The sequence below is a fragment of the Gallionella capsiferriformans ES-2 genome (assembly GCF_000145255.1).
Lineage (GTDB): Bacteria > Pseudomonadota > Gammaproteobacteria > Burkholderiales > Gallionellaceae > Gallionella > Gallionella capsiferriformans.
This window is the reverse complement of sequence record NC_014394.1, coordinates 1,126,961-1,151,690: the sequence shown is the minus strand read 5'-3', so window position 1 is coordinate 1,151,690 and position 24,730 is coordinate 1,126,961. Positions and strand designations below refer to the sequence as shown.

20 protein-coding genes are annotated in these 24,730 nt (G+C 52.7%); 9 read left to right on the top strand and 11 right to left on the bottom strand.

All coding sequences use genetic code 11. From position 1 onward, the window contains the following. Position 1: 1 nt before the first annotated feature. Genes GALF_RS05425 through GALF_RS05380 form a run of 10 tightly spaced genes read right to left on the bottom strand, consistent with a single transcriptional unit; the run spans position 2 to position 15,588 of the window. The gene (locus GALF_RS05425; RefSeq protein ID WP_013293057.1) at positions 2-688 is read right to left on the bottom strand and encodes a class I SAM-dependent methyltransferase; all 687 of its coding nucleotides are present in this window, start codon (positions 686-688) and stop codon (positions 2-4) included. Next, a complete protein-coding gene (locus GALF_RS05420) occupies positions 688-1,752 on the bottom strand; it encodes a radical SAM protein (RefSeq protein ID WP_013293056.1) in 1,065 nt (354 codons plus the stop codon). Before GALF_RS05420 ends, GALF_RS05425 begins: the two co-directional genes overlap by 1 nt. Then, a complete protein-coding gene (locus GALF_RS05415) occupies positions 1,749-2,702 on the bottom strand; it encodes a transketolase family protein (protein ID WP_013293055.1) in 954 nt (317 codons plus the stop codon). The genes GALF_RS05420 and GALF_RS05415 overlap by 4 nt, the downstream gene beginning before the upstream one ends. Continuing rightward, complete coding sequence (locus GALF_RS05410) at positions 2,695-3,504, bottom strand: transketolase (RefSeq protein WP_013293054.1); 810 nt, start codon at positions 3,502-3,504, stop codon at positions 2,695-2,697. Before GALF_RS05410 ends, GALF_RS05415 begins: the two co-directional genes overlap by 8 nt. A 7-nt stretch (positions 3,505-3,511) precedes the next feature. Next, positions 3,512-4,483: an aminoglycoside phosphotransferase family protein gene (locus GALF_RS05405; protein ID WP_041937986.1), complete on the bottom strand. Its 972-nt coding sequence runs from the start codon at positions 4,481-4,483 to the stop codon at positions 3,512-3,514. Further along, positions 4,473-5,072, bottom strand: a complete 600-nt coding sequence (locus tag GALF_RS05400) for an HAD family hydrolase (RefSeq protein ID WP_041937985.1) — start codon at positions 5,070-5,072, stop codon at positions 4,473-4,475. Before GALF_RS05400 ends, GALF_RS05405 begins: the two co-directional genes overlap by 11 nt. Further along, positions 5,069-7,321 (bottom strand): O-linked N-acetylglucosamine transferase family protein, encoded by a 2,253-nt coding sequence (locus tag GALF_RS05395; protein ID WP_013293053.1) that lies wholly within the window; start codon positions 7,319-7,321, stop codon positions 5,069-5,071. The genes GALF_RS05400 and GALF_RS05395 overlap by 4 nt, the downstream gene beginning before the upstream one ends. Positions 7,322-7,339: 18 nt before the next feature. Then, the gene (locus tag GALF_RS05390; protein WP_013293052.1) at positions 7,340-9,721 is read right to left on the bottom strand and encodes a tetratricopeptide repeat protein; all 2,382 of its coding nucleotides are present in this window, start codon (positions 9,719-9,721) and stop codon (positions 7,340-7,342) included. Positions 9,722-9,759: 38 nt separating this feature from the next. Next, positions 9,760-12,645 carry a tetratricopeptide repeat protein gene (locus GALF_RS14870; protein ID WP_013293051.1) on the bottom strand — a complete coding sequence of 962 codons (2,886 nt, stop codon included), beginning with the start codon at positions 12,643-12,645 and terminating at the stop codon, positions 9,760-9,762. A 51-nt stretch (positions 12,646-12,696) separates the two neighbouring features. Beyond that, complete coding sequence (locus GALF_RS05380) at positions 12,697-15,588, bottom strand: tetratricopeptide repeat protein (RefSeq protein WP_013293050.1); 2,892 nt, start codon at positions 15,586-15,588, stop codon at positions 12,697-12,699. A gap of 297 nt (positions 15,589-15,885) precedes the next feature. Between GALF_RS05380 and GALF_RS05375 the strand changes: the two genes are divergently transcribed. From GALF_RS05375 to GALF_RS05335, 9 genes are all read left to right on the top strand, one after another. Continuing rightward, complete coding sequence (locus tag GALF_RS05375; protein ID WP_013293049.1) at positions 15,886-16,602, top strand: flagellin N-terminal helical domain-containing protein; 717 nt, start codon at positions 15,886-15,888, stop codon at positions 16,600-16,602. A 102-nt stretch (positions 16,603-16,704) separates the two neighbouring features. Continuing rightward, a complete protein-coding gene (locus GALF_RS05370; protein ID WP_013293048.1) occupies positions 16,705-17,061 on the top strand; it encodes a flagellar protein FlaG in 357 nt (118 codons plus the stop codon). 15 nt (positions 17,062-17,076) lie between these two features. Further along, the gene (gene fliD / locus GALF_RS05365) at positions 17,077-18,510 is read left to right on the top strand and encodes a flagellar filament capping protein FliD (RefSeq protein WP_013293047.1); all 1,434 of its coding nucleotides are present in this window, start codon (positions 17,077-17,079) and stop codon (positions 18,508-18,510) included. A 9-nt stretch (positions 18,511-18,519) separates the two neighbouring features. Continuing rightward, the gene (gene fliS, locus GALF_RS05360) at positions 18,520-18,966 is read left to right on the top strand and encodes a flagellar export chaperone FliS (protein ID WP_013293046.1); all 447 of its coding nucleotides are present in this window, start codon (positions 18,520-18,522) and stop codon (positions 18,964-18,966) included. Next, the gene (locus GALF_RS05355; protein WP_083777083.1) at positions 18,929-19,297 is read left to right on the top strand and encodes a flagellar protein FliT; all 369 of its coding nucleotides are present in this window, start codon (positions 18,929-18,931) and stop codon (positions 19,295-19,297) included. The genes fliS and GALF_RS05355 overlap by 38 nt, the downstream gene beginning before the upstream one ends. A 42-nt stretch (positions 19,298-19,339) precedes the next feature. After that, the gene (gene fliK / locus GALF_RS05350; protein WP_013293044.1) at positions 19,340-20,347 is read left to right on the top strand and encodes a flagellar hook-length control protein FliK; all 1,008 of its coding nucleotides are present in this window, start codon (positions 19,340-19,342) and stop codon (positions 20,345-20,347) included. Beyond that, positions 20,347-20,640: an EscU/YscU/HrcU family type III secretion system export apparatus switch protein gene (locus GALF_RS05345; protein WP_013293043.1), complete on the top strand. Its 294-nt coding sequence runs from the start codon at positions 20,347-20,349 to the stop codon at positions 20,638-20,640. Before fliK ends, GALF_RS05345 begins: the two co-directional genes overlap by 1 nt. 23 nt (positions 20,641-20,663) lie before the next feature. Then, complete coding sequence (locus GALF_RS05340) at positions 20,664-21,431, top strand: flagellar brake protein (protein ID WP_150102575.1); 768 nt, start codon at positions 20,664-20,666, stop codon at positions 21,429-21,431. Between the two features lie 75 nt (positions 21,432-21,506). Beyond that, on the top strand, positions 21,507-24,356 hold the full coding sequence (locus GALF_RS05335; RefSeq protein WP_013293041.1) for a class I SAM-dependent methyltransferase: 2,850 nt from the start codon (positions 21,507-21,509) through the stop codon (positions 24,354-24,356). Positions 24,357-24,391: 35 nt separating this feature from the next. On the opposite strand, the gene fliE is transcribed toward GALF_RS05335, so the two are convergent. Continuing rightward, positions 24,392-24,715 carry a flagellar hook-basal body complex protein FliE gene (gene fliE, locus GALF_RS05330; RefSeq protein WP_013293040.1) on the bottom strand — a complete coding sequence of 108 codons (324 nt, stop codon included), beginning with the start codon at positions 24,713-24,715 and terminating at the stop codon, positions 24,392-24,394. Between the last annotated feature and the right edge of the window lie 15 nt (positions 24,716-24,730).

Sequence of the window (24,730 nt, the reverse complement as noted above, 5' to 3'; positions counted from 1 at the left end):
CTCATTCGAAGTAGATAAACTCGTAATCGCCGCGATAACCGAACTCGCCGTATAGCCAGACCCACTCATCAAAATCAAACAGCGATTCCGCAGTCAGCGCCCAACACTCCAGATTGAACAGCTCCTGCTCGTTGCGGTAACTCTCGACCATCACATAAGCATTTTTACCTACCCGCTCAACTTCCGTCAGTGCCGCTTTCAAATCGAACAGCTGCAGGTTGTGCAGCGTACCCAGCGAAATTACCAGATCGAACTGCTGATCCGCAAACGGATAAGGCTGCTGCGCCTGATGTAAGAACAAATGAGGTTTCACCTCGACGCTCGCGCATTCGATGCCATAAGAGGACACATCAAAACCGCAGATTTTGAGTTCCGGCTCTAACAAAAGCATCTCGTGCAACAAAAACCCCTTGCCGCAGCCCACGTCCAGCACCGATGACCCGGGCCCCAGACCATAGGTTTTAATCAAAGCTTGGGCGACCGGCTTCCAGCGCCCTGGCATGTATTTATAACCGCCATAGCCATAGCGCCTGTCGCCGTCCCAGTAGTCCTGTCCGTATTGTTTGGCCATTTTCATGCAGGCAACCTTGTCGTCTGTCATCCGCGCCAGATAGTCACGGCGCGTCAGCTGGTGCAGCGGCGTGACGATATTGAGCAGGCGGCCCGTGGCTTTGTTAACGCGGGACATCAGACAAAAGCACCGTGATCAGGATCGATCGAAAGCAAATCGGCGATCGCCAGATTTTTGCCGTGCGAGACGCAGTGATGCGTACACTCTTTGGACGGGTTGAGTTCAAAGATACGGCGACGGTTTTCTTCGGAAAACCAGAAGTCGCGAAAACTGCGTTCGGCAATCGAACCTAAGGTGCCCGAAACGGTAAACGCCTTATCCTGACAGGTATACACCTTACAATCTGCACCGATCACCGTCAGGAACATCAGATAAGGACAGGTCGTGTAAGCTTTCTCGAAACGATCGTCAAGATCGTGATAATGATTGATGACAGAGAATTTTTCGTCCGCCAGCGTGCGGGCGCGCTCGATTTGTTCGGTCACAACGTCCCTGATCCGCGCGTGATAGACATTGTTCTGCTCACCGGAATTACTCACCACCACACCGGAAAACTTCACATGATTCACACCGGCATTTTTGAGCAGCAGGCAGGCGTCATATAAATGGGTACAGTTGGTTTCATCGACAATGAAACTCACCCCCAGCACGCATTTGGATCCGCGCGCCGAAAAACGGCTAAGGTTCTCCAGCAACTGGGTGAACTCCCCTTCTTTAATGCCGCGCGATTTGGCGAAACTGGCATCATCCCACGCATCGGTGGACACCCGAACCCAGGTACCGTACTCGGCGAACGCATCAGCCACCCGCCCCTTCAAATTAGAGCCGTTAGTCAGCGTCGCCACCCGCACCCCGCCTTCGGCCAGCCGTTTGACGACCTCGGGCAGCGGTTTGTAGAGCAGCGGCTCCCCCCCTCCTGAAAACGTGACGGCTTTAACGCCCATCGCGATCACGTCCTCGACGATCTCGAACATCTTGGCCTTGGGGATCGTGTCTTTGTAATCGATATCCTCGCCCAGCTGCAGATTGCTGACCCGGTACGCGCAATACCAGCAGTCGTGGTTGCAGTGATTCATCGGCTTGATGCGAATGTGGACGGGGGCGACAACGCGCTGATCGTGCAACGCGGCAATGTGATCGGCATAGCGTAAAAACTTCAGATTGCTGTATAGCTGGCTCACCGGCGAGCTCCTTCAATAATCGCATTAAATAACCGCGCAGTGGTGTCCGCAATCTGAACCGGCATCAGTCCGCTCGCTTCGAGCACATCGTTCTGACTGCCGTAAATACTGGCAAATTCATCCGACAGTCCCAATCGCTTAACCGGCGGCATGTTGAGCAACTGATCGCTCAAGGCCTCAAGAATCGCAGAACCGAAGCCGCCGATGAGCGAATGTTCCTCGACCGTCACGACCGCACACGCCTCTTTTGCATGTTCGAGCAACGCATCCACATCAAGCGGCTTTACGGTATGAAAATGCAGCACCGTGCTGTCTATCCCGAGCGCGGCCAGACTCTCCGCCGCCGCCAGCGCATGAGTCGTCATCACCCCGGTGGTGGCGAACAGTATGTGACCTGACGTCGCGGCACGACGCCGCACGATCGCTTTGCCGATCGCAAAACCGTCATCCTCGCAACTGACGATTTTATCCCCGCCTTTAGCCAGACGAATATAGATCGGATCCGGCCAGTCGAGTGATGCTTCCATCAAACGGCGCATCTCGTCAGCATCGCTGACCGCGACCACCGTCATATTGGGCAGCACCCGCATCAGCGCGAAATCATCGACCGCCAGATGGGTAGGTCCGAGCGGCGCGTACACCACGCCCCCGCCGTTGCCGATCAGACGCACGGGCAGCCTGTGCAGACACAAGTCGAGCGCGACCTGCTCGAACGCGCGTCGGGTCAGGAAGGTCGCGATGGTATTCACGTAAGGAATGAAGCCATCCATCGCCATCCCGGCCGCCATGCCGACGACATTGGCCTCGTAAATCCCTTCCATGAAAAATCGCCCGGGGAGCGATTGCTTCATTTCATCCATCACGCCGGCGCCCAAATCAGAGCCGATGAACACCACGCGCGGATCGCGGTGAGCCAGACTGTGTATCGTATCGAGACAGACTTTACGCATGATAACTATCCAGTGCAGACAACATATCGAACACGTCCTTCTCGCCTATCTTGGCCTTGTGATGCCAGTCGGGATTGTTCTCGGCAAAAGAGACGCCCTTGCCCTTGACCGTATGGCAGATCACCACATTAGGCTTGCCAGCAGGCAGCGAGGTCAAGGTTCTGCGCAAGGCCACAACATCGTGCCCGTTGACCTCGGTCACGGCAAAACCGAAACTGCGCCACTTGTCGGTTAAAGGTTCCAGATCCTGAATATCAGCCGTCGGCCCGCTCGCCTGTATCTTGTTGTAATCGATCAGCACGGTGTAATTGTCCAGCGCGTGCTTGCCGGCACACAGTGCAGCCTCCCAGACCGAGCCTTCGTTGATTTCGCCATCGCCTACGACGACAAAAACTTTACTGCCTCGTCCCGCCATGCGTGCGGCCAACGCCATACCCAGCCCGATGGGCATACCGTGCCCGAGAGAACCTGTGGAGGCTTCCACCCCGGGGATTTTTCCGGCTTCAGGGTGACCGCCCAGCATCGCATTGCGCTTGCAAAAATCATCCAGAGCCTCGGTAGGGAAATAGCCCTGATCGGCCAGCAACGCGTAAAGCGCAAGACAGCCGTGGCCTTTGCTCAGGATGCAGCGGTCGCGTTCAGGCCAGCGCGGATTGTCAGGCTGATGGCGTAGCACATCGTCGTAGAGCACGCGCAATATTTCTATCAGTGACAGCGCCGGTCCCAAATGCCCGCGCCCGCCGCCCGCCAGACCGCGCACGACCAGTTTTCTCAAATTTATTGCACGTTCATCAAGAGGCATGTTTTTCTCAGGGTAGTTTAAGGCTATCAACAGCCTTATCGGCAGCAAGCCGGGCTTTCTTGAGCTGCTGCGCTTTTATTTCTGCATGGGACGCGGTCTCGCCTGCAAAAACCCTTGCATCCCAGCGTTCTGGCAGAAATTCGTTCAGCAGGATCAAAACCCAGCGTATCGCATACAGCGGCAGCAAGTTTAACAGACGGGATTCGAAATATTCATCTGTTTGGAACAGGGAGATCATTGCCGAACGGAATTGATTCGCGCACTGCGCGTCCAGTGCGCGCCCCGGGTGCAGCAAAAAATCCGCCGTGAGTCTGACCGGATCGTCCCAGCCAAAATATTCAAAATCGATAAAACGCAGCCGCCCGTTCTCCGTCCTGATCGCGTTATGAAAACCGAAATCGGCAGGGATCAGACTTTGTTTCGATTTGGGGAGTGCCGCCGTAAATGCCGCATGTTCGGCATGCCTCCGTGCGCGTTCGAGCAAGGGGAGGATTTCAGAGCTAAGGTAGCACTTCAATTCCGGCAACACGATGAGTTTTTCAAGTCGCACTGAAATATGCCGGTACAGATCCGCACCAGACAGACAGGGTTCTGAGGCCAACCCGAACACCTCGCCACCCTTGTTCACTGCGGCATGCGTGAGACGAATGAAATCGATCGCCTGATCGATGTCTTTTGCATCGGGGGCGATAACAAGACGCCCCTCTATCCACTCCATCAGCGCGCAGGAATCGCCCAGCGCCAGCAGCTTCGGCGTATACGGATTGTCGTTGTCCTGATAAAAATTGAGCGCACGAATTTCGGTGCCGAACCTGTCTCGAGGATCGGAATTTTTAGGCGGATAGCTCTTCAGGGCATACACATCATCACCGCAGACCACCTTATAGACACGGCTATTCCTACCGCTCTTGCACAGCAGCAGCTGCTCGACGCGTCGCCCGCTTAAGGCTTCCGCAATTTTTATAAATTCAGCTTCCAAAGATCACCGCCCTAATCTCCCGCCAACTGGCGCACGTTGTCACATCCGCGGCAGCCGCATTGCTGTTAAACAAGATTTTTTTAATGGAGTGCGCCAACTCGGGGTGATGCAAAATTTCCGGCAGATCATCGATAAAAAAATCGCACTGCAAACTGTTGATACGCGCAATCTTGTCAGACTGAGTTGATTCAAAATACAGATTTTCTTCGAGGATGGCATAGCGGTCGAAAAATCCCTGATGACGCATCCATAAGCGGGCCGCCTCACGCAAGTCGGTCTGAGTCTCATCAAAATGCCCGAGGCGCGTCTTGTGGCTGACGATGTACACATCAACCCGATTCGCCGCACAGTGGGACAAAAATTCAGCCGCACCCGAAAACAGCTCGGCCTGTTGCATGCGCTGCCCGTAAACCATCCCCTGCATGCGCTGCCACAACCGTTCGTCGCGCAACCTGGCCTGCGCCCTGATCTCTTGCTTAGTTTTAACTTCAGACAGGTCGATGAGATTCAGTTCGCGCGCCAAAGCAGTAAAAACCTGATCGTAACAGGCCAGCGTATTATCAAAGTCGATGCCGATGCGCAGGGTCAATTCGATTCACCGTTAGATGCACACCATTCACGCCACAGCGCGCGGTATTCCTGCTCGACAACCCGCGTGTAAGCCCCCTGATCACCGATAATTGATGCGCTAAACAGACCGCGCAATGTCTGGCGCAACGCAGAGAGTTGCCGCAACTGAGCGGATTTTTTGATGGCTAACTCCAGATACTGATCCTCACTTTGTACTATCCAATCTTGCAGCCCCAGCGTCGTCATCAACGATGAAGACAGCCTGCCCGTCAGTATCGGCCAGTTCAAGGTAATGACAGGCACCCCCATCATCAGACCTTCCATCGCGGTCATGCCACCGCCGTGCGGAAACGGATCAAGCGCGATATCGACCTGCTGGTAGGCCCGCATATGTTCAAACCACGATGAGCGCCCCAACATGACAATCCGGTCGGCGGTCAGCCCCGCATTTTCAAAATACCTTAAAATTCGTTCGCGATTAGAACGTTCATTCAACTCCGGCGTCTTGAGTATCAAGCAACTTCCCGGAACCTGCAGCAAAATCTGAGCCCATATACGGTAAGTCTGCCCTGAGATTTTTGCCAGACGGTTAAAGGAACCAAAGGTAATGCTCCCGAGGTTCAAGGCGGGCAATTCATTTAGATCGGGAAAAGGGTCGATGAAAAAAGATCCCAGCGCGCTGGGTAAATATCTGATTTCTTCGCTGTAAAACCTTTGTTCCTCTGGCGGCACGATCACTTTATCGGTAAAAAAAACATCCATCGCACGCATTCCTGTGCCTGCGGCATAGCCCCAGGCGGTAATCTGCACGGGAGCGGGTTTACGCGCAAAAATCAGCAAGCGGTTGCCCGCGGAATGTCCGGACAGATCCACCAGAATATCGATCAAGTCATCCCGGATCAGCTGCGTCGCCGCCTCATCAGACATCGCCGAAATATTTCGCCAGCCGGTTACGTTCTCCCTGAACAACCGGGTGTATCGGTCGTCCTCACCCTTGTAATTCGAATAAGCAAATACTTCAAACTGCCTCCTGTCATACCGCGTCAGCATTGCGCCAAAGGCCTTGGATGCGGAATGATTTCTAAAGTCCGCCGATACATAGCCAATTCGAAGCAAGCGATCCGGGGAACGCGTATTGCTATGAGGAGCTGCCTGCAAAAAACGGGCTGCATGCCGCTCATCCCAGCGCTTTCTTTCCTGTAGAAGTTCAGACAGATCGGCGCTCGACGCCATATCCAGACAAAAAATCAGATTGCTGTGCGCCACAACAAAATCGGGTTTGAGTTGCAGTGCGCGACGAAAGCATTTTACGGCCTCATCATTTTTCCCCAAACTCAGTAGAACGATACCAAGATTGCAATGCGCTTCGGGGTAATCGGGATTGAGTTGCAATATTTTTCTGTGAATGGCTTCAGCCTCATCGAAACGACTGAGGCACTGCAGCACGATACCCAAATTGTGATACGCATTGAGGTAATCCGGCTTGATCAAAACGGCACGCCGGTAACTGGCTTCCGCCTCTTCGAACTTCCCCAGTTCTTGCAGCGTGACGCCCAGATTGTTATAACCCTGAGCATAATCAGGATTCAACTGCAATGCCCGCCGATAGCTGGCGGCAGCCTCATCTAACTGTCCTAACGCCTGAAGTATCAAGCCAAGATTGTAATGCGCCTCAAAATCATCGGGACAAAGCAATGCGGCCTGCTGCATAGGGATAAGCGCCTCTTTATCGCTCACCGTCACGGCACCCAGCACTTTCCAGCCCACGCCGAACGAAGGATAAGCGAGCGTCATCCGACGAGCGAGCACGGCAGCCTCCGACTGCTGCCCTGCATTGAACAGCGCCAGCAGCGTCTGCTGTTCCTGAGACGATGGTACACCCGCAGACACGGGTGAATACGGCGCGATCTCCTGCGCCTGAAAACACAGCGCGTCGACTTCTTCGCCCTGCAGCCCTTGTTGTACGGCAAGTTCCAGAACCTGCTGCGCCGCTTCCCTCTGCCCTGCCTTAAACAGCGCATCGATATAGCTGATCCAGTATTGTCCGCGCGAAGGCTCTATTTCCAGTGCCGCCAGTAAATACAGCAGTGCATCGTCCGACGCCCCCCGATTGAGCAGCAGCACCCCCATATTGTGCTGAGCCTCCGAATGCTGCGGATCTAGCCGCAATATCTCAAGATAGCTGCGTTCGGCCGCATCAAACTCGCCAGCTAATTGCTGTGCGACGGCTTGATTCAGATAGTGCACTGTGCTCGGTGTGGTAGACATAGATGATAAACTTAAAAGTTACTGACCCGCCGATTGGTGTACACACCATTCACGCCATAACCGCCGGTACTCCTGTTCAACACAACGAACATAAGCTTGCTGGTCACCGATTATGGATGTTGAAAAAATACCCCGCAAGCGCCCCCTGAGCGCCGACAACGATTGCAAATTGGCCGCCTTCTGAACGGCCATATCAACATACTCCTGCGGCGTTTGCGCGATCCAGTCCGTCAAACCCAGTGTCGTCATGATTGATGCTGAGACACGCCCTACCATCGTTGGCCAGCGAAGCGTAATAACAGGCACCCCCATCATCAGCCCTTCGATCGCCGTCATCCCCCCCCCATGAGGAAAAGGATCCAGCGCAATATCGATCTGGTTAAATGCGGCCAAATGCGCCTCTCTTGACGTCTTGCCCTGTAACACGATACGCCCAACCTCAACCCCTGCCCGCACAAAATATCCCGCGACCCGGGCACTCACCACGGCATCATCCAGTTCATGCGTTTTTAATATCATCCTGCTGCCCGGAACCGCCAGCAGTATCTTCGCCCACGCCGCGTACACCGCCTCAGAGCTTTTGACTAAACGGTTAAACGAACCAAACGTGACCGTACCGGCCGATAACGCAGGCAGTTCATTCACCGCAGGATAATTAAACGGCATAAAGGAACAAATCAAGCTGGGTAAGTAGCTGATTTTTTCGCTATACAATGCCTGCTCCGCGGGCGGAATCACCACGCGGTCTGAGAATAAAACATCCATCGCAGACAACCCCGTACCCGCTGCATACCCCCACGCTGAAATCTGAATGGGCGCCGGCTTGCGAGCAAACACCAATAAACGATTTCCCGCCGTATGTCCTGACAAATCGACCAGAATATCGATCTGATCTTCGCGTATCCTGCAGGCAACCGCTTCGTCAGACAGTCCGACAATGTTTCTCCAGCCCGTTACCGCACGCTGAAAAACCAAACTTAAGTCATCCTCTACCAGCGTATTAGAATAGGCGATGACATCAAAGCACCCCGCATCAAAATTAACCAGCATATTTCCAAACGCATAAGCGGCAGAATGCGCTTTGAAGTCCGCTGACACATAGCCTATCCGCAAGCGTCGTTCAGCGTCTGCAACATTCAAGTGAGGCCGACTAGGATCTAAATGGGCCGCATGTACGGCATTCCATCGTTTTCGCTCTTCATACAAGGTCGCCGGCGTCAATTCACCCGACAGGTCCAACGCAAAAATCAAATTACTGTGTGCCACCACAAAGTCCGGCTTAAGTTCGATCGCATGACGGAAACAGGCAACCGCCTCATCGAGCCTGTCCAATTTCATATACACATTACCTAGCGCGCTGTGAGCCTCGGCGTTATCAGGCGCACTTTGCAATACCTGCCGGTAACACGTTTCGGCATCCAAGAATCGACCGTTCTCCAGAAAAAGATGCCCCAGATTGCTGCGCGCCTCCAACAGATCCGGCTTCAATTGCAAAGCCTGCACAAAACAGGTTTCCGCATCAGCCCAGCGCCCCGACGCCTGCAGCACAATCCCGAGATTGCTGTACGCTTCAGCGTAATCGGGCGCCAATTGCAAGGCTTTGCGGTAACTGGCCTCGGCATCGGCAGGTCGGTTGAGCGCCTTGAGCGTCGCCCCCAAATTGCAATGCGCCTGCGCATAATCAGGATTAATCTGCAACGCCTGCCGAAAACTCGCCACGGCCTCTTCAAACCGCCCCAAATCCTTGAATGCAACACCCAAATTGCCCTGCGCCTGCGCATCAAACGGCGACAGCACCACCGAGGTTTGCATCGCCGTCAGCGCCGCTTCATGCCACCCCGTCAGCTTTAACACCGCCCCCAGCATCTTCCAGCCCAAGGCGAATAGCGGATAGTCAGCCGTCATTTTTCCGGCAACAAGCAGCACGTCAGCGTATTTTTTTTCGGAGAATAGCGTCAGCAATTCAGTGATCTGATCCGAAGGTGGTTCAACCTTAACATTCGAATCGGCGAGTGGCGTCAGCGCATCAAGCGGGTGTGCACGACCGTCCAATCTCAACATCAAGGCGTCAAGCGCCGCCCCGTGCATCCCCTGCTGCACAGCCAGCGCCAGCACTTCGCGCGCGGCGTCCAACTGACCGAGTTGTAACAAGGTCTCGATGTAATTGATCCAGTATTGGCTGCAAACCGGATCCGACTCGAGGGCTGCCATAAAAAATCCCAGTGCGGCAGCCGGATTGCCAAGCGCCAGCTCAACGCCCCCCATCCCGTCATTCGCTTGGGCATGAGTCGGATCCGCCTGCAATACAATAAGATAAAGACGCTTGGCCTCTGCAAATTGTCCTGCCTGCCGGAGTCGCTTTGCCCTGAGCGTATCCTGCTGTATCGAAGCGATCGTCATGCGTAAAAGCCGTGCTGTGACAAAATAATCAACATCAATTAAACAACCTTTTCCTGTGTAAGACACCACGCTTGCCAAAGCGCCAAATATTCCTGTTCAACCAGCTTTGAGTAAGCCACAGGATTCCCGATAATCGACGAGGTTAAACGGGTTCGCAACTGTGCGCGCAATTGGGCCAAAGCAGGAATATCCTGCGCCTTCTGCTTCGCGATCTTGACGTACTGTTCCGGCGTTTCTGCGACCCAGTCTACAAGTCCTAATGCCGTCAATATCGAAACCCCGGTTCTTCCGACAAAGGTTGGGGAATGCAACGTAATCACGGGAACACCCATCATCAGGCCTTCCAATGTGGTAACTCCACCCCCTTGCGGAAACGTATCAAGACAAATATCGACCTGATTAAAGACAGCCATATGATCATTCCAAGCTGTCCTGCCATGGAAAATAAGTCGATCGAGTGCAACACCGGCACGTTGAAAATATCCCGCCACCCGCGCACGGGCGACCGCATGATCCATCTCGGCATTTTTGATTAACATACAACTATCCGGAACGGACAATACTACGTCAGCCCATGTTTGCCAGGTTTGCTCAGTCACCTTTTCCAGTCGGGAGAAGGTTCCAAAAGTAATCGTTTTTTTCGTCAACGCTGGCAACAAAGCGACAGCCGGCGGCTCCTGGCAGGGAAAATAACTGAAAAAAGCCGGCAAATATCTGATTGCTTCAGCATATAAAAAACGCTCTTCAGAAGGAATCAGCGTGATATCAGAAAATAAGACATCCATCGCATCCATTCCGGTACCCGTCGCATAGGCCCATGCACTGATCTGAACAGGCGCAGGTTTTCGTGCAAAAACGAGTAACCGGTTTCGACCGGAATGTCCGGACAAGTCGACCAGAATATCAATTTTATCGGCGCGAATCAGATCGGCAACGGCATCATCGGACATTCTGAAAATATTTCTCCACACCGTGACACTTTGCTGAAAACGTCGTGTTAATGGCGTCGAGATCGTGCGGCTTTCATTTGCATAGGTAAACACTTCAAAACGGGAGTGATCAAAATTGAACAGCATACCGCCAAAAAAAGCCGGCGCAGAATTGCTCGAAAAATCGCTGGAAACATAACCTATGCGCAATCGCCGGTCAGGATCTGGGGTTGTGTCGTACGAAATACGCTGCCGCAAATGCGCCGCGTGCATTTGACACCATTTTTTTCGCTCATCCTGCATCGCGGAGACACTTAAATCAGCAACCAGATCGAGTGCAAAAATCAAATCACTATGCACCGCGGCATCGCGCGGATCAAGCTCCAGAGCACGACGATAGCACTGCACAGCCTGATCGTGCAGCCCTGAATCTCTGAGCCCGTTGCCAAGATCGTTATAAGCTGATGCCTCATTCGGTCTCAGATGCACAACATCACGAAAGCTCGCCACCCCCTCGTGGAGGCGCCCCATCGACATCAGCGTAAGGCCGAGAAGGCGGTGCGCGATGGCATGATCAGGATTGAGCAGCAGTACATGCCGATAACAGCTTTCGGCCTCAGACAGACGCGCAGCTCCCAGTAACACATTTCCAAGGTTACAATGCGCCTCCAGCAAATCCGGACTGAACTGCAAAGCCTGCCTGAAACTCGCTTCCGCATCAGTCAACCGCCCGAGCTCCTGCTGGACGATCCCCAGATTACTGTGAGCATCCGCGTAGTCCGGCGCCAACTGCAGCGCAGTGAGATAACACCGCTCAGCCTCATCCAGCCGATCCAGCTCCTTGAACATCACCCCCAGATTGCAATGGGCCTGCGCATAATCAGGATTAATCCGCAGTGCTTGCCTGAAACTAGACTCTGCTTCCTCAAAACGCCCCAGTTCCTTCAACGTAATCCCCAGATTGCCATGGATCTGAACTGAATCGGGATTAAACCGCAACGCGACACGGTAACTGGCTTCAGCCTCCGCCAGTTGACCCAGGCGTTTGAGGATATTGGCAAGATTAAACAAGACATCAGCTGAATCCGGGCTGCTTTTCAAAATCGTTCGACAGCAAGCCGCCGCTTCATCTAATCGTCCAAGCATCTGTAACAGGTTAGCCAGATTACTGAGCGCAGCCCCGTAGCCCGGCTTGATTTGCAAGGCACGTCGATAACACTGCTCCGCCTCTTCCCTATCACCCAAACCCTGCAAAATGACACCGAGATTGCTATGCGCTTCAGCATAATGCGGATTGATCTGCACGGCCTGCCGGTAACAGTGGCACGCTTCATCCAGCCGCCCGAGATCCTGATAGGTGATCCCCAAATTGTAGTGTGCCTCGACATCCCCGGGTGACAGCGACGCGGCGGTTTCCATGGGCACTAATGCCGCTTCAATATTGCCATGCTGTTGATATACGGCACCCAAGGCTTTCCAGCCAAACGCATGCAGCGGATAATCCACAGTCATCGCACGTGCGCGTTTTTCCGCCTCTTCGAGCTGGCCGCGATTGAATAAGGCCACCAAGGCATCGATCTGATCAATATCCGGATGCGCTGCCCGTGCTGCGGGCAGGCCTGCATCCGCCTGACTGACTGCACGATTCAAGCGCAGCGCCAACTCCTCCACATCATCCCCTTGCAGTCCCTGCTGCCGTGCCAAAGCAAGCATTTGGCGCGCCTCTTCGAGCTGCCCTGCCTGATACAGCGCATCAATATAGCTTGTCCAATATTGCCCGCACGCAGGATCCGCCTCCAGCGCTGCAATTAAATAGGGCAACCCGAGCGCGGCCTGTTGCATCTGGACTGATAGCACACCCATATTGTGATTTGCCTCAGGATGATAGGGCGCTGCCTGTAAAATTGCACGGTACTGGCGTGCGGCATCCTCAAAACGGCCAACCCGCTGGTGAAATACAGCAGACTGAAGTTGTTCGGTATAAGCAGCGGTCATAGTTCACATTGAAAATTGGGTTGAGGAAAATTAAAACGGCACATAAAAACCTTACTGACTCGCACACCACTCCTGCCATAACAACCGGTATTCCCGCTCAACGCAACTGACATAACGCGCCTGATCGCCGATCATCGAATTAGCCCAAATAACGGGCAACGCTTTACGAAGTGCTGCCAGAGACTGTACTTCACCCGCCTTTTGAATGGCAAGTTCAATATACTGCTGCTGAGTTTCAGCAATCCAGTCCGTCAAACCAAGTGTAGTCAGAATTGAGGCCGACAGCCTGCCTGCTATCGTCGGCCAGCGCAACGTAACGACAGGCACGCCCATCATCAGCCCTTCCATCGCCGTCACACCACCACCATGGGGAAACGGATCCAGCGCAATATCGATCTGATTGAACGCCGCCAGATGCTGATCACGCGCAGTCTTCCCCTGCAATAATATCCGATCCGCTGCGATACCTGCCCGCACAAAACAAGCAATGACCCGCTCACGCGTTACGGGATCATCCAGCGCTTCGGTTTTGATAATCATCCGACTCTCTGGCAATGCGCGCAATATTTTCGCCCATGCCGCATAGGTCGCATCCGAATTTTTGACCAGCCTGTTAAAAGAGCCAAAAGTAATTCCCGCGCCCGACAAAGCTGGCAACGCATTGATAACAGCGCTGTCATGCGTAAAGAAAGTCCCCAGCGCACAGGGCAAGTACCTCACTTGTTCAACATACAGCTCTTTTTCCGCCGGCGGTACAAATACCGGGTCAGAAAAAAACACGTCCATCGCGCTCATCCCGGTACCGGTAGCGTAACCCCAGGCAGTAATCTGAACCGGCGCAGGTTTACGCGCAAAAGCCAAAAGACGGTTACCGGCCGAGTGTCCTGACAAATCAACCAGAATATCAATTTTATCCTCCCTGACAAGATCGGCAACGGCATCATCTGAGAGCCCGAAAATATTGCGCCAGACCGAGACCCCTTGCCGAAAGACCTCGGTCATCGCATCCTGTTTTGCCGAATTTGAATACGCGATCACATCGAATGATTCACCGTCAAAATGGACCAGCATCGCCCCGAAGGCATATGCTGCCGAATGCCCCCTGAAGTCAGCCGAGACGTAACCGACACGCAGACGGCGTTCAGGATCGCGACCGTTCAGATGCGCCCTGTGCTGATGCAAAGAGGCCGCATGTGCGACATTCCACTGCCGCCGCACAGCCTGTAAGGCGGCGATATCGGAACTGTCTGTCATATCCAGTGCAAAGATCAGATTGCTGTGCGCGTCACAAAAATCGGGCCTGAGCTGCAATGCGCGGTTGAAACTGTCCGCAGCATCTGCAAGTCGTCCCATCCCCATGACGATGATGCCAAGATTGCTGTGCGCCACTGCGAAATCGGGCTTGAGCGCAATCGCACGCTGGCAACTCGCCTCAGCCTCCGCTAACAAGCCCAGCTCCATAAGCGTAATACCCAGATTACAGTGTGCATCAGCCAAACGATCATTGATTTTTAACGCACAATTGAGCGCAGCGCGCGCTTCATCCAACCGGCCCTGCACCAGCCGTGTAAAACCAAGATTAGAGTATGCCTGCGCAAATTCCGGCTGAATTTGCAACGCACGCAAGTAGCAATCCGCAGCGTCAGCCAACCGCCCCATTCCGTGCAGCGTATGACCCAAGTTATTGTGCGCATCGGCACGGTCAGGATGAAGCTGCACCGCCTGAATCAAAGAGGCCGCAGCTTCATCTGCTCTCCCAAGCGATTGCAATACGACGCCGAGATTAGAATAGGCCTGTGCATAATCAGGCCTGATTACCAGCGCCTGCCGGTAACAAGACTCCGACTCGGCTAATTGCCCCCTATCCTGTAGCGTGATACCCAAATTACATAGCGCCTCAACGTAATCCGGGCAAAGTTCGAGAGCACGCCGGTAACTGGCCTCAGCCTCCGTTAACAGTCCCTGCGCTCTTTGTACATTCCCCAGATTGCTATGCACCTGAAAAAGGTTAGGGTTGATTGCCAACGCACGGCGATAACTTGCCTGCGCTTCCTGCAACACCCCCAAGTCATCCAACACCAGCCCCAGATTATTGTGCGCATCCGCGTAGTCCGGACTCAACTGCAAAGCACGCCGCAGACTTTTTGCAGCCTCCTCCGGCCTTTGCAAATCTTTGAGCGTAGCGCCCAGATTGCAATGTGCCTGTGCATAATCGGGCTTGATTTTTATCGCACGGCGCAGACTGGCCAAAGCCTCCTGCAGCCGCCCCATATCTTTCAATACGACGCCCAAGTTGCCATGCGCCTGCGCATCATTGGGCGATAACGCGGCCGTTTTTTGCATCGCGGGCAGCGCATCCTCATCGCGCCCCGCTTGTTTGAAGGCCAGACCTAACACTTTCCAGGCAAACGGATGCCGTGGGAAATGTGCCGTCATCAACCGCGCCAGCGCGATCGCTTCCGCCAGTTTTCCTTGACCAAACAAAGACGTCAGTGTGGCTATATCCTGAGCCGCAGGCTGCTGCCCAACCGTCTGCGAAAGCGCAGGCACCGAATTAAACGCAGGATGCACAACACGGCCTTCAAGACGCGTGGCCAGCACATCGACCTCCTCGCCTTGCAACCCCTGCTGGCGAGCCAGCGCCAACACTTCTTTAGCAGCGTCATGCTGACCGGCATAAAACAACGCCTCTATGTAACTCAACCAGTATTGAGCGCGCTGCGGGTCGGCCTCCAGGGCGCGCAACAAATAGGGCAATCCACGCACTGCCTCGTTCATCTCAACAGCCAGCACACCCAGATGGAAATTCGCCTCCGGATGGCAAGGCTCCATTTGCAGCACCCCCTGATAATGCTGTTCAGCCTCCTGCAAGCGCCCCTGATTGCCTGCCTCAAAGGCCATACGTAGCAACGATAATAAATTTTCTTGACGGGACTCACTCATAACAGCGCTCATAATTATTTCCATTACAGAAGTTTATTCGATTTTGGAGTAGGATAGCGATCAGTCTCGGAACACGTGCCTGCCCTGTTGACTGGCTGATGCCAATCAACAGCGTGAATCACAAAATCCGGCCTATGCAACATTCGGCAATTGAATTGAAAAAGTTTTAAAAAAAGTCCTAAAGTTTTTCCAGCATGCACCGATAACTGGAATAACGGCGGTTGATTAAGCTAGCAGCAAACGGCAAACCAACGTAAACGGCAATGATGCCGATAACCAAACCCAAGGAGAGCTAAAATGGCACAAGTCATCAACACAAACGTATCGTCCCTGTTTACTTCACAAGCATTGAACAAGTCCAATCTTGGTTTGCAAACTGCAATGCAGCGTCTGTCCTCAGGCTTGCGTATCAACAGCGCCAAGGATGATGCAACCGGTCTGGTGATCGCTACAGGTTATGACAGTCAGATTCGCGGCTCCAATCAGGCTATTCGCAACGCAAACGATGGTATTTCAACTGCGCAAACCAACGAAGGTTATGCAGCACAGATCACCGCTAACGTACAACGCCTGCGTGAAATCGCAGTTCAATTGGGCGGCACAGCAACCGGTGTTGAAACAACGGCGCTGCTGGCAGAAAATTCACGTATCGCCGGTCTGAGCGCAGCAACAGGTTCTGTGGTGGTCAACTCAAGTGGCGGTACCGTAACCGGCGTGGGTACAGCGATTGCGGTTCCAACCGGCGTTACGATTACCAATATCGATTTGAACCTGACCACATTGGCCGCAGCACGTGCGAACTTTGGTGCGGATATGGCGACATTCAGCTCCGCTATTGCTAACCTGCAGACAACCTCGGTCAACCTGTCTGCCGCTTACAGCCGTATTATGGATACCGATTATGCCGCAGAAACAGCGAACATGACCCGCAACAACATTCTGCAACAGGCAGGTACGGCGATGTTGGCTCAAGCCAATCAGCAACCTAACCAAGTCATGACACTGCTGCGTTAATAGTTAGCTGGTCATCTTACCTGCATAGGGTAGGATGACCAGTACAGCCAACTACAACTCCAGCTGATTTAGCAGCTGGATTTAACTTGAGGGAGAGGTAAAATGCTCATCCAACCATCCAACAGCCCGATTCAGGCGCCTGTAGCACGGCCTAGCGGCGATACACCACGCATCGCAGTTCAAACGCCACAGGTTTACGATACGCCTTCGCAGGCTTCTGTACAGCAGCCCTCGCAAGAGCAGATAAAGTCAGCCGTCACGAGCATCAATCAGGCTATGCTGCAATCGAACCAGAGCCTTGAATTTAGTATCGACAGCTCGACAAAGATTCCTGTCATGCGCATGAAAGATTCAAACACCGGTGAAACAATACGCCAATATCCGACCGAACAGGCACTGGCTATCGCGCGTTCAATTGACCAGTTTCAGCCGGGCTTGCTGTTTACACAAAAAGCTTAATCCGGGAGACATATCATGGTTACGGCAACAACCACATCCACGTCAGGTTCGAGCATTGATGTCAACACCATCGTCTCGAGCCTGATGGCTGTTGAGCGATTACCTGTCAACCGTCTTAACACGCAGCAAACAAGCTATCAGGCCAAAATATCCACTTATGGCACGATGCAAAGTCAAATGGCCAGCTTTCAAACAGCGGCGGCGGCATTAGGCAGCTCCAGTTCCAGCAGTCTGCTTGCATTTAAAACCAGCTCTTCCGACACCGGCGTATTGACTGCATCAGCGAGCAGCACAGCTGTTGCCGGGACCTATGCATTGAATGTCACCAGCCTCGCGCAATCGCAAAATCTGGTTTCAGCGGGACAAGCCAGCAGCACAACTGCGATCAGCGATGGTACCAGCACCACGATCAATTTCGATTTCGGCACACTCAGCGGCGGCACATTGACAGGCGGCGTATACACATCGCCTGCCACGTTTACCAGCAATGGCACCGCAACCCAAAGCATCACCATCGATTCAAGCAATAACACGCTGCAAGGTATCAGTGACGCCATCAATGCAGCAAACATAGGGATGACAGCGACAATCGTAAATGACGGCAGCAGCAGCCCGTATCGGCTGACACTGACTTCAACAGCGACGGGCATTAGCAACAGCGTAAAAATTTCCACCTCCGGCGGTGACGGCACACTCGACACCCTGCTGGCGAATGATCCGACAGGACTGCCTGCAGCTCAACATATGAACCAGACGGTTGCTGCGCAAAATTCAAACTTCACGGTAAACGGTATCGCGATAACCAACACATCGAATACAGTAACCAATGCAATGCAAGGCGTCACACTGAATCTCAACACCATCAGTGCCGCCCCGGTCACGCTGACAATTGCGCGCGACACCACAGCGGTTAGCACTGCAGTATCTAATTTTGTATCCGCATACAATTCAATGTACTCCATGCTGCAGACCGCGTCAGCCTACAAATCTGGCTCTCCGCTAGCCGGCGATCCAACCCTGCGCGATTTGCAAACGCAAATGCGCGGCATTGCAGCAGGTGCAGTGACAGGCGGTACGCTCAGCGCCATAGGGGATGCAGGCATCAGTTTTACCGCCGCCGGTGTAATGCAACTGGATAGTGCAAAATTATCAACTGCGTTGTCGAATAATTACAGCGCCGTTGCCAACCTGTTCAATTCTTCCACAGGCTTCGCAACTAGCTTTGAAAACATGGCAAAAAACACACTCGCGTTTGACGGCGCTTTTGCCAATAGAACGGCAAGTTTGAATCAAGCCGTCAAATCAAACAACGACCGAATTGGCGTGATGGAAGCGAATTTGGCAAATATTGAAAAACGCTATCGCGCACAATACAGCTCACTGAATGTTATGCTAGCGGAAATGGGAAAAACCAGCAGTTATTTGACCCAACAACTCTCAAGGCTATAGGGCACTATTATGAACATGACAGCCGCAATTAGCGCGTATAACAAGGTCGGCATCGAATCCGGCGTCACGGCAGCCGATCCGCACAAACTGATCTCCATGCTCTATCAGGGCGCTCTATTGGCAATCGCCAATGCGAAAAACGGCGTTTTGCGCGGAGACATCCCCGCTAAAGGAAAGGCCATTTCTCATGCAATGCTGATCATAGGCGACGGCCTCAATGCCAGCCTTAACAAAGACGTAGGCGGTGAACTGGCGCATAACCTATCCTCCTTGTATGACTATATGATCAAACGGTTGCTCGCAGCGAATCTGAACAACGATATGGAAGCATTGGATGAAGTCGCCGTTTTGCTCGGCGGCTTAAAGGAAGCGTGGGACAGCATCCGCCAGGTGGCAATCGCGCCCCCGCCTGCACCAAATGGACAACCTGAGCAAAGGTTATACGCCAGAGGCTGATATCATGAAAGCGAGTGACCTTGTCAGCGATTACGAATCACTGTCACATTTAACAGGTGAAATGCGTGTAGCGGCAAATGCAGGCGAGTGGGATAAATTAATCTCGCTGGAACAACTGTCTGGCCAGTACCTTGTGCGCATCCAATCTGCCGAAGCGTCCGCCCCTCTCAACGATTCCAGCCGGCAACGCATCGTCGGACTAATCAGAAAAATTCTTGATGATGACACGGAAATCAGCAAACTCACTCAAGCTTGGATGGGACAGCTACAAACCAGCCTGAACAGCAACCGCCAGGAGCTGCGTCTGAATCAAGTTTACGGAGCTGGCTGATCACTGACGAGCAAAGCGGGCCCCAACAGCCTTTAGGACTTTATGCAACCGGCTAACTTGACTCAAACCCTGCAAGCGCTGTACAGGCAATCCAAGCCGCTGATCATTGCAGAAAAACTCCCGGCGACAACCGCTCAGACGGAAAGGACAGGCATCAGTGTCGACAAACTGACACCCGGTCAAGAAGTAACAGCTACCGTACAAGAACAGGTCAGTCCCGGTCTTTTCAAAGTACAAATTGCCGGACAAGTCATGCAAATGCGACTACCCGGACAGTTACAAGCCGGCACGACAATGACCCTAAAAGTTGAATCGATCAGCCCGCATCTGATGTTCAGCATTTTCGCATCCAGCGCACCCATCGCCACACAGGAACAAATCAGCTCCGCATCCCGCCTGCTCTCCAATCTTGCCGAATTGCCGCTGGGCAGAACACTGATCGAATCGAGTTCCGGCCATCCAGTTTGGCCAACTGCGGGCGCTGCGCCTGACAGCAAGCAGTTGGCCGCCGGACTCAAAGACGCATTGGCTAACAGCGGACTCTTTTATGAATCCCATCAGGCACAATGGGTACGCGGGGAGCGCAGCACCGCACAGTTGCTCATCGAGCCGCAAAACCAGTCCAGCCCGCAATCCGATTATCCAGTCGCCGCAGTACCGGACAAATCCACCGCTCAATCGGCGCTACCGATTTCAAAGGAGCTGTTACCGCTTGTGCAGCAGCAACTTCATACCCTGGAGACGCACCAGCTAACCTGGACAGGTCAAATCTGGCCTGAGCAAACGATGCAATGGGAAATCCAGGGGCAACCCGAACGCCACTCCATGCAGCCGGAAGACCGTCAATGGAGTACAGAAATGGAGCTGGCATTGCCCAATCTGGGGGACGTGCACGCAAGGCTCGTCTACAATCAAGGCGGGATACGACTGACACTGCAAGGCGCAGATGCCGCATCCGTTGCACTTTTTAACCGCCGTTTACAGGGACTGGCGGCCACACTCGCCGACGCAGGCGTACCTCTCACCGGCGCTTTGATTGAAAAAACTTAATGCGCCCTAACTCCCAGCAAGCCGCCGTTGCCCTCGCCTATGGACAAACCAGCGGCGCACCTAAAGTCGTTGCCAGAGGACGCGGGTTGATCGCTCAGGCCATCATTGAACGCGCAAAACAAAATGGCGTGTATGTACACGAGTCCGCTGACTTAGTGGGCTTATTGATGCAAGTTGAACTCGACGAACAAATTCCGCCTCAACTCTATCTGGCGGTTGCAGAACTGCTAGCCTGGCTATATCGTCTGGAGCATGAGGAAAGCGTGCCTTTTCCGCCGATATCAAGGCTTTAATTTTGTTATCATGCGCAACAATCTTGAAAAGTGCTCGTTACAACATGGAAAAAGACATTCCTCTGAAAATCGAAATTCTGACCAGCGGCAAAGATGACGAATACCGCATCACCTCCCCGCGTGAAATCGAATTCGTTTTGCTCAATATCGTCAAGCACGCTTCACGCATCGCACTGTATTTTTCCGAAGAAAACGATTTTATCCTGACAAAACTTCTGGCTGTGGACTCAACCGGATTATGGCTTGATCTACGACAGACAGAAAAAGAAAACAATGCGATACTCAACGCTGACAAGTTGATTTTCGTGAGTTCACATTCTCAGGTTAAGGTGCAATTTACGGCGGATAGTGTGACAATGACCACTTTTGAAGGTCAACCCGCATTTTTCCTGAAACTACCCGCAAGCATCTACCGCCTGCAACGACGCGAGTATTTCCGTTTGTCCACCCCTGTTTCAAATCCGCTGCTCTGCGTGATCCCCAATGAACAAAAGACCGAATATCATGAACATGAAGTGACAATCATGGACATCAGCGGTGGCGGTGTGGGCCTGACCTGCGCAGAGCAGGATGCAGTACTGATTCCCGGCCATACTTACCAGAATTGCAAAATAGACTTGCTCGACATCGGTGAATTTACCGGCACGATTGAAGTAAAAAATCTGGTCGTCTTGTCAACTAAAACGGGCCAAGTTGTGCGGCGCGCAGGTTGCGAATTTAAGAATCTCGACGGCGCCTCCACCATTTTGCTGCAACGCTACGTCACGGCAATGCAGCGCGCAAAAGCATAAGCCCGCTCACTAATCACGCTTCCTTGACCGTGTTAATGCTGAGTTTCAGCCATAAAAACACCAGGTAACTGAAAATTGATTAAACAATCCTCTTCAACGCCGAACGCTACGCAGATCTTGCAAAGCGCAGTGCAAAAACATCAGGCAGGGGATGTGGGTACAGCTCAAGCACTGTACTTATCAATTTTACAAAGCCAGCCCGACCACCCTGAAGCAAACCATAACTTGGGTGTTCTGGCGCTTCAAGACAATCAGCACCAGATATCCCTTGCGTATTTTATGACCGCGCTCAATGCGGATCCTGCACAAAGGCAATACTGGATAAGTTACATTGACGCCCTGATTTTGGCCGACCTGCGCGAAGAGGCACAATCCATACTCACTTTTGCAAGACAACAAGGACTGCAAGGCAATGAAGTTGATGCGCTGGATGCACGCATCAATCAGGCCGTTGAATTACCATCGCCCCATACATCTAGGCTGACCAGCAAAAAAACAGGTGCCAAAAAATTAAAAACTCCGTCGACTCAGGAGATAAATTCGCTCGTCTCTCTTTTTAGTTCAGGAAATTTCACTGAAGCCGAAAACAGGGCAAGAAGCATGACCGAGCACTACCCTGCTCACTGGGTTGGCTGGAAAATGCTAGGCGTCATTTTTCAGCAGCAGGGAAAAAATAGCGAAGCACTGATGCCTGCGCTCACAGCCAGCAAACTATCGCCTAACGACGCGGAAACCCACAACAACCTCGGCATCATCCTCGATAGTCTGGGACGACCAACGGAGGCGTGCGTCAGCTACCGTAAAGCGCTTACCCTCAACCCAAACTATATACAGGCGCACAGTAATCTCGGTGCCACGCTACAGAAATCAGGGCACATGAAAGAGGCGGCAACCAGTTATCAAAAAGCGCTCGCTCTTAATCCCGGTTACGCAAAAGCCCACAACAATCTGGGCGCCGTTCTCAGCGAGATGGGGGAATTTCAGCTCGCAGCAGCAAGCTTCAAACGCGCCTTGCACATTCAACCGGATAATGCACAAGCGCATTACAACCTGAGTATCGTCCAGAAAAAAATGGGCGCCGCATCTGATGCAATCGATAGCTGCCGCGCAGCATTACAAATCAACCCGGATGATGCGGATGCCCATTACAACATGGGCACTATACTCTTTGACCTAAATCACCTCTCCGAGGCAGAGGCGGCTTTCCGACAGGCTTTACGCTGTCAACCTGAGTCCACCGATACACTCAACCATCTTGCATTGCTGCTTAATGCACAGAAAAATCCGATCGCTGCGCTCGAAGTTATCAGCCGCTCCCTGAAGATTCAAGAAACCATTGAAGCTAAAAGTATTTATATCACCTGTGTCAAAGATCTCCCCCCTTCACAAGCCGACGCGACCATTCGTGCCAACCTAGTGCGCGCTTTGACTGAACCTTGGGGAAATACGAGCGAAATGGCAATGGTTTGCATCCGTCATGCAAAGTACACTCGCTATTTATCAAACCTCATCGTGCGCGCAAAAAACGCTGAGGCGCTATCAATAGTACGGCGGATCGATTCGGAGGATCTAGCCGCGCTTGAGAAGGACAGCTTACTGACCGCCTTACTCTGTTCAGCCCCCATATGTGATACCGACCTTGAGCGACTGATGACCCTCGTGCGCCGCGACTTGCTCACTGCTGCCGTCGAAATGACTACGCCAAGTTCAGATGACACCCTGCGCTTTTACAGCGCATTGGCGCGCCAATGCTTCATCAACGAATATGTTTTCTCCTATTCGGACGCTGAAATCCAAACGGCGCAACGCTTACGCGCTTCACTTGCCGAGTCGCTTAAAGAAAATATACCAACAGATGCACTTTGCATCCTCGCGGTCGCGGCCTATTTCCCGCTTCACACGATCGACGGCAACAGTCAACTGCTTAACCGATGCTGGCCCGTAGAAGTCTGCGCCGTATTAATCCAGCAGATACAAGAACCTAAAGTCGAATTACAACTGCGTAACACACTAGCCAAACTCGGACGCATCGAAAACACCGTGTCCCTGCAAGTGCAAAATCAATACGAAGAAAACCCCTATCCTCGCTGGATAAAAGTCCCCCCGCCGGGAGACGAAAAAAACATCAAGCAAGCTATTTTGCAGAAGTTTCCGCAAACCCATTTTTCCCGTCAAAAAGCAAATAGCGCAGACCGCATTTTGATCGCAGGTTGCGGAACAGGGCAACATTCAATCAGTTTGGCACAAAGAACCCGTGACGCTCAGATATTAGCCATTGACTTGAGTACAAGCAGCTTAGCTTATGCAAAGCGAAAGACACTAGAACTGGGCATCTCCTCAATTGAATATGCGCAGGCTGACCTGCTTGAAATTGCCCACGACAAACGTCGCTTCGAAATGATCCAATCGAGCGGCGTACTGCATCACATGAAAGATCCTTGGGCAGGATGGCAAGCCTTACTAACGGTACTCAAGCCTGGCGGATTCATGAAACTCGGCTTATACAGTGAGCTTGCACGCACAGATGTCGTCCGGATTCGCGACTTTATTGCACAACAAGGTTATGGATCGACAGCGGATGAAATCCGGCGCTGCCGACAAGAACTGATAAACATCAATGAGCAGGAAAATTTTGGCGCTATACTTAATTCACCCGATTTTTACAGCATCAGCGCCTGCCGTGACTTACTTTTTCACGTACAGGAGCATCGAATGACTTTGAGCGGTATCGGCGCATTCATTCGTTCGAACAAACTGAAATTTTTGGGATTTGAAATCGACAGTGAGGTGCTGCGAGCCTACAAACAGCGCTTCCCGAATGATCCGGAGGCGATCCATCTTGAGCAATGGCATATTTTTGAGACCGAAAATCCGCATATATTTGCCAGCATGTATCAATTCTGGATTCAAAAACCGGAACATTGACCTCCGTTTGATAAAAACAGATCCAAAGTTTAGTGCTAAACCTGCATATTCATGATGTCGTTGTAGGCTAGGATCACTTTGTTACGCACCTGTATCGTCGCCTGAAAATTGATGCCGGATTTTTGCATGGCAATCATCGTATCGCTCAGGCTGACTTTGTCATCGCCCATCACAAAGGCTTTTTGCAGGGCTTCAGATTTCTCATGCGATTGCGCCACACCATCGAGTGCATTTTTCAACACACTCGAAAAATCCACCTTACCAGATGAGGCCGCCGGTGCCGATTCACGCAAACCCGCCGCCGCTGCCGCCACACGCATATTTGCCAACAACCCTTCTACCGCAGATATATTGCTCATCTTCCCCCCTCTTTT

What these genes read in the sequence shown, in the direction of transcription:
- GALF_RS05425 (WP_013293057.1), bottom strand. Translation starts at nt 688, where the DNA reads ATGTCCCGCGTTAACAAAGCCACGGGCCGCCTGCTCAATATCGTCACG.
- GALF_RS05415 (WP_013293055.1), bottom strand. Translation starts at nt 2,702, where the DNA reads ATGCGTAAAGTCTGTCTCGATACGATACACAGTCTGGCTCACCGCGAT.
- GALF_RS05410 (WP_013293054.1), bottom strand. Translation starts at nt 3,504, where the DNA reads ATGCCTCTTGATGAACGTGCAATAAATTTGAGAAAACTGGTCGTGCGC.
- GALF_RS05395 (WP_013293053.1), bottom strand. Translation starts at nt 7,321, where the DNA reads ATGTCTACCACACCGAGCACAGTGCACTATCTGAATCAAGCCGTCGCA.
- GALF_RS05390 (WP_013293052.1), bottom strand. Translation starts at nt 9,721, where the DNA reads ATGACGATCGCTTCGATACAGCAGGATACGCTCAGGGCAAAGCGACTC.
- GALF_RS14870 (WP_013293051.1), bottom strand. Translation starts at nt 12,645, where the DNA reads ATGACCGCTGCTTATACCGAACAACTTCAGTCTGCTGTATTTCACCAG.
- GALF_RS05380 (WP_013293050.1), bottom strand. Translation starts at nt 15,588, where the DNA reads ATGAGTGAGTCCCGTCAAGAAAATTTATTATCGTTGCTACGTATGGCC.
- GALF_RS05375 (WP_013293049.1), top strand. Translation starts at nt 15,886, where the DNA reads ATGGCACAAGTCATCAACACAAACGTATCGTCCCTGTTTACTTCACAA.
- GALF_RS05370 (WP_013293048.1), top strand. Translation starts at nt 16,705, where the DNA reads ATGCTCATCCAACCATCCAACAGCCCGATTCAGGCGCCTGTAGCACGG.
- fliD (WP_013293047.1), top strand. Translation starts at nt 17,077, where the DNA reads ATGGTTACGGCAACAACCACATCCACGTCAGGTTCGAGCATTGATGTC.
- fliS (WP_013293046.1), top strand. Translation starts at nt 18,520, where the DNA reads ATGAACATGACAGCCGCAATTAGCGCGTATAACAAGGTCGGCATCGAA.
- GALF_RS05355 (WP_083777083.1), top strand. Translation starts at nt 18,929, where the DNA reads ATGGACAACCTGAGCAAAGGTTATACGCCAGAGGCTGATATCATGAAA.
- fliK (WP_013293044.1), top strand. Translation starts at nt 19,340, where the DNA reads ATGCAACCGGCTAACTTGACTCAAACCCTGCAAGCGCTGTACAGGCAA.
- GALF_RS05345 (WP_013293043.1), top strand. Translation starts at nt 20,347, where the DNA reads ATGCGCCCTAACTCCCAGCAAGCCGCCGTTGCCCTCGCCTATGGACAA.
- fliE (WP_013293040.1), bottom strand. Translation starts at nt 24,715, where the DNA reads ATGAGCAATATATCTGCGGTAGAAGGGTTGTTGGCAAATATGCGTGTG.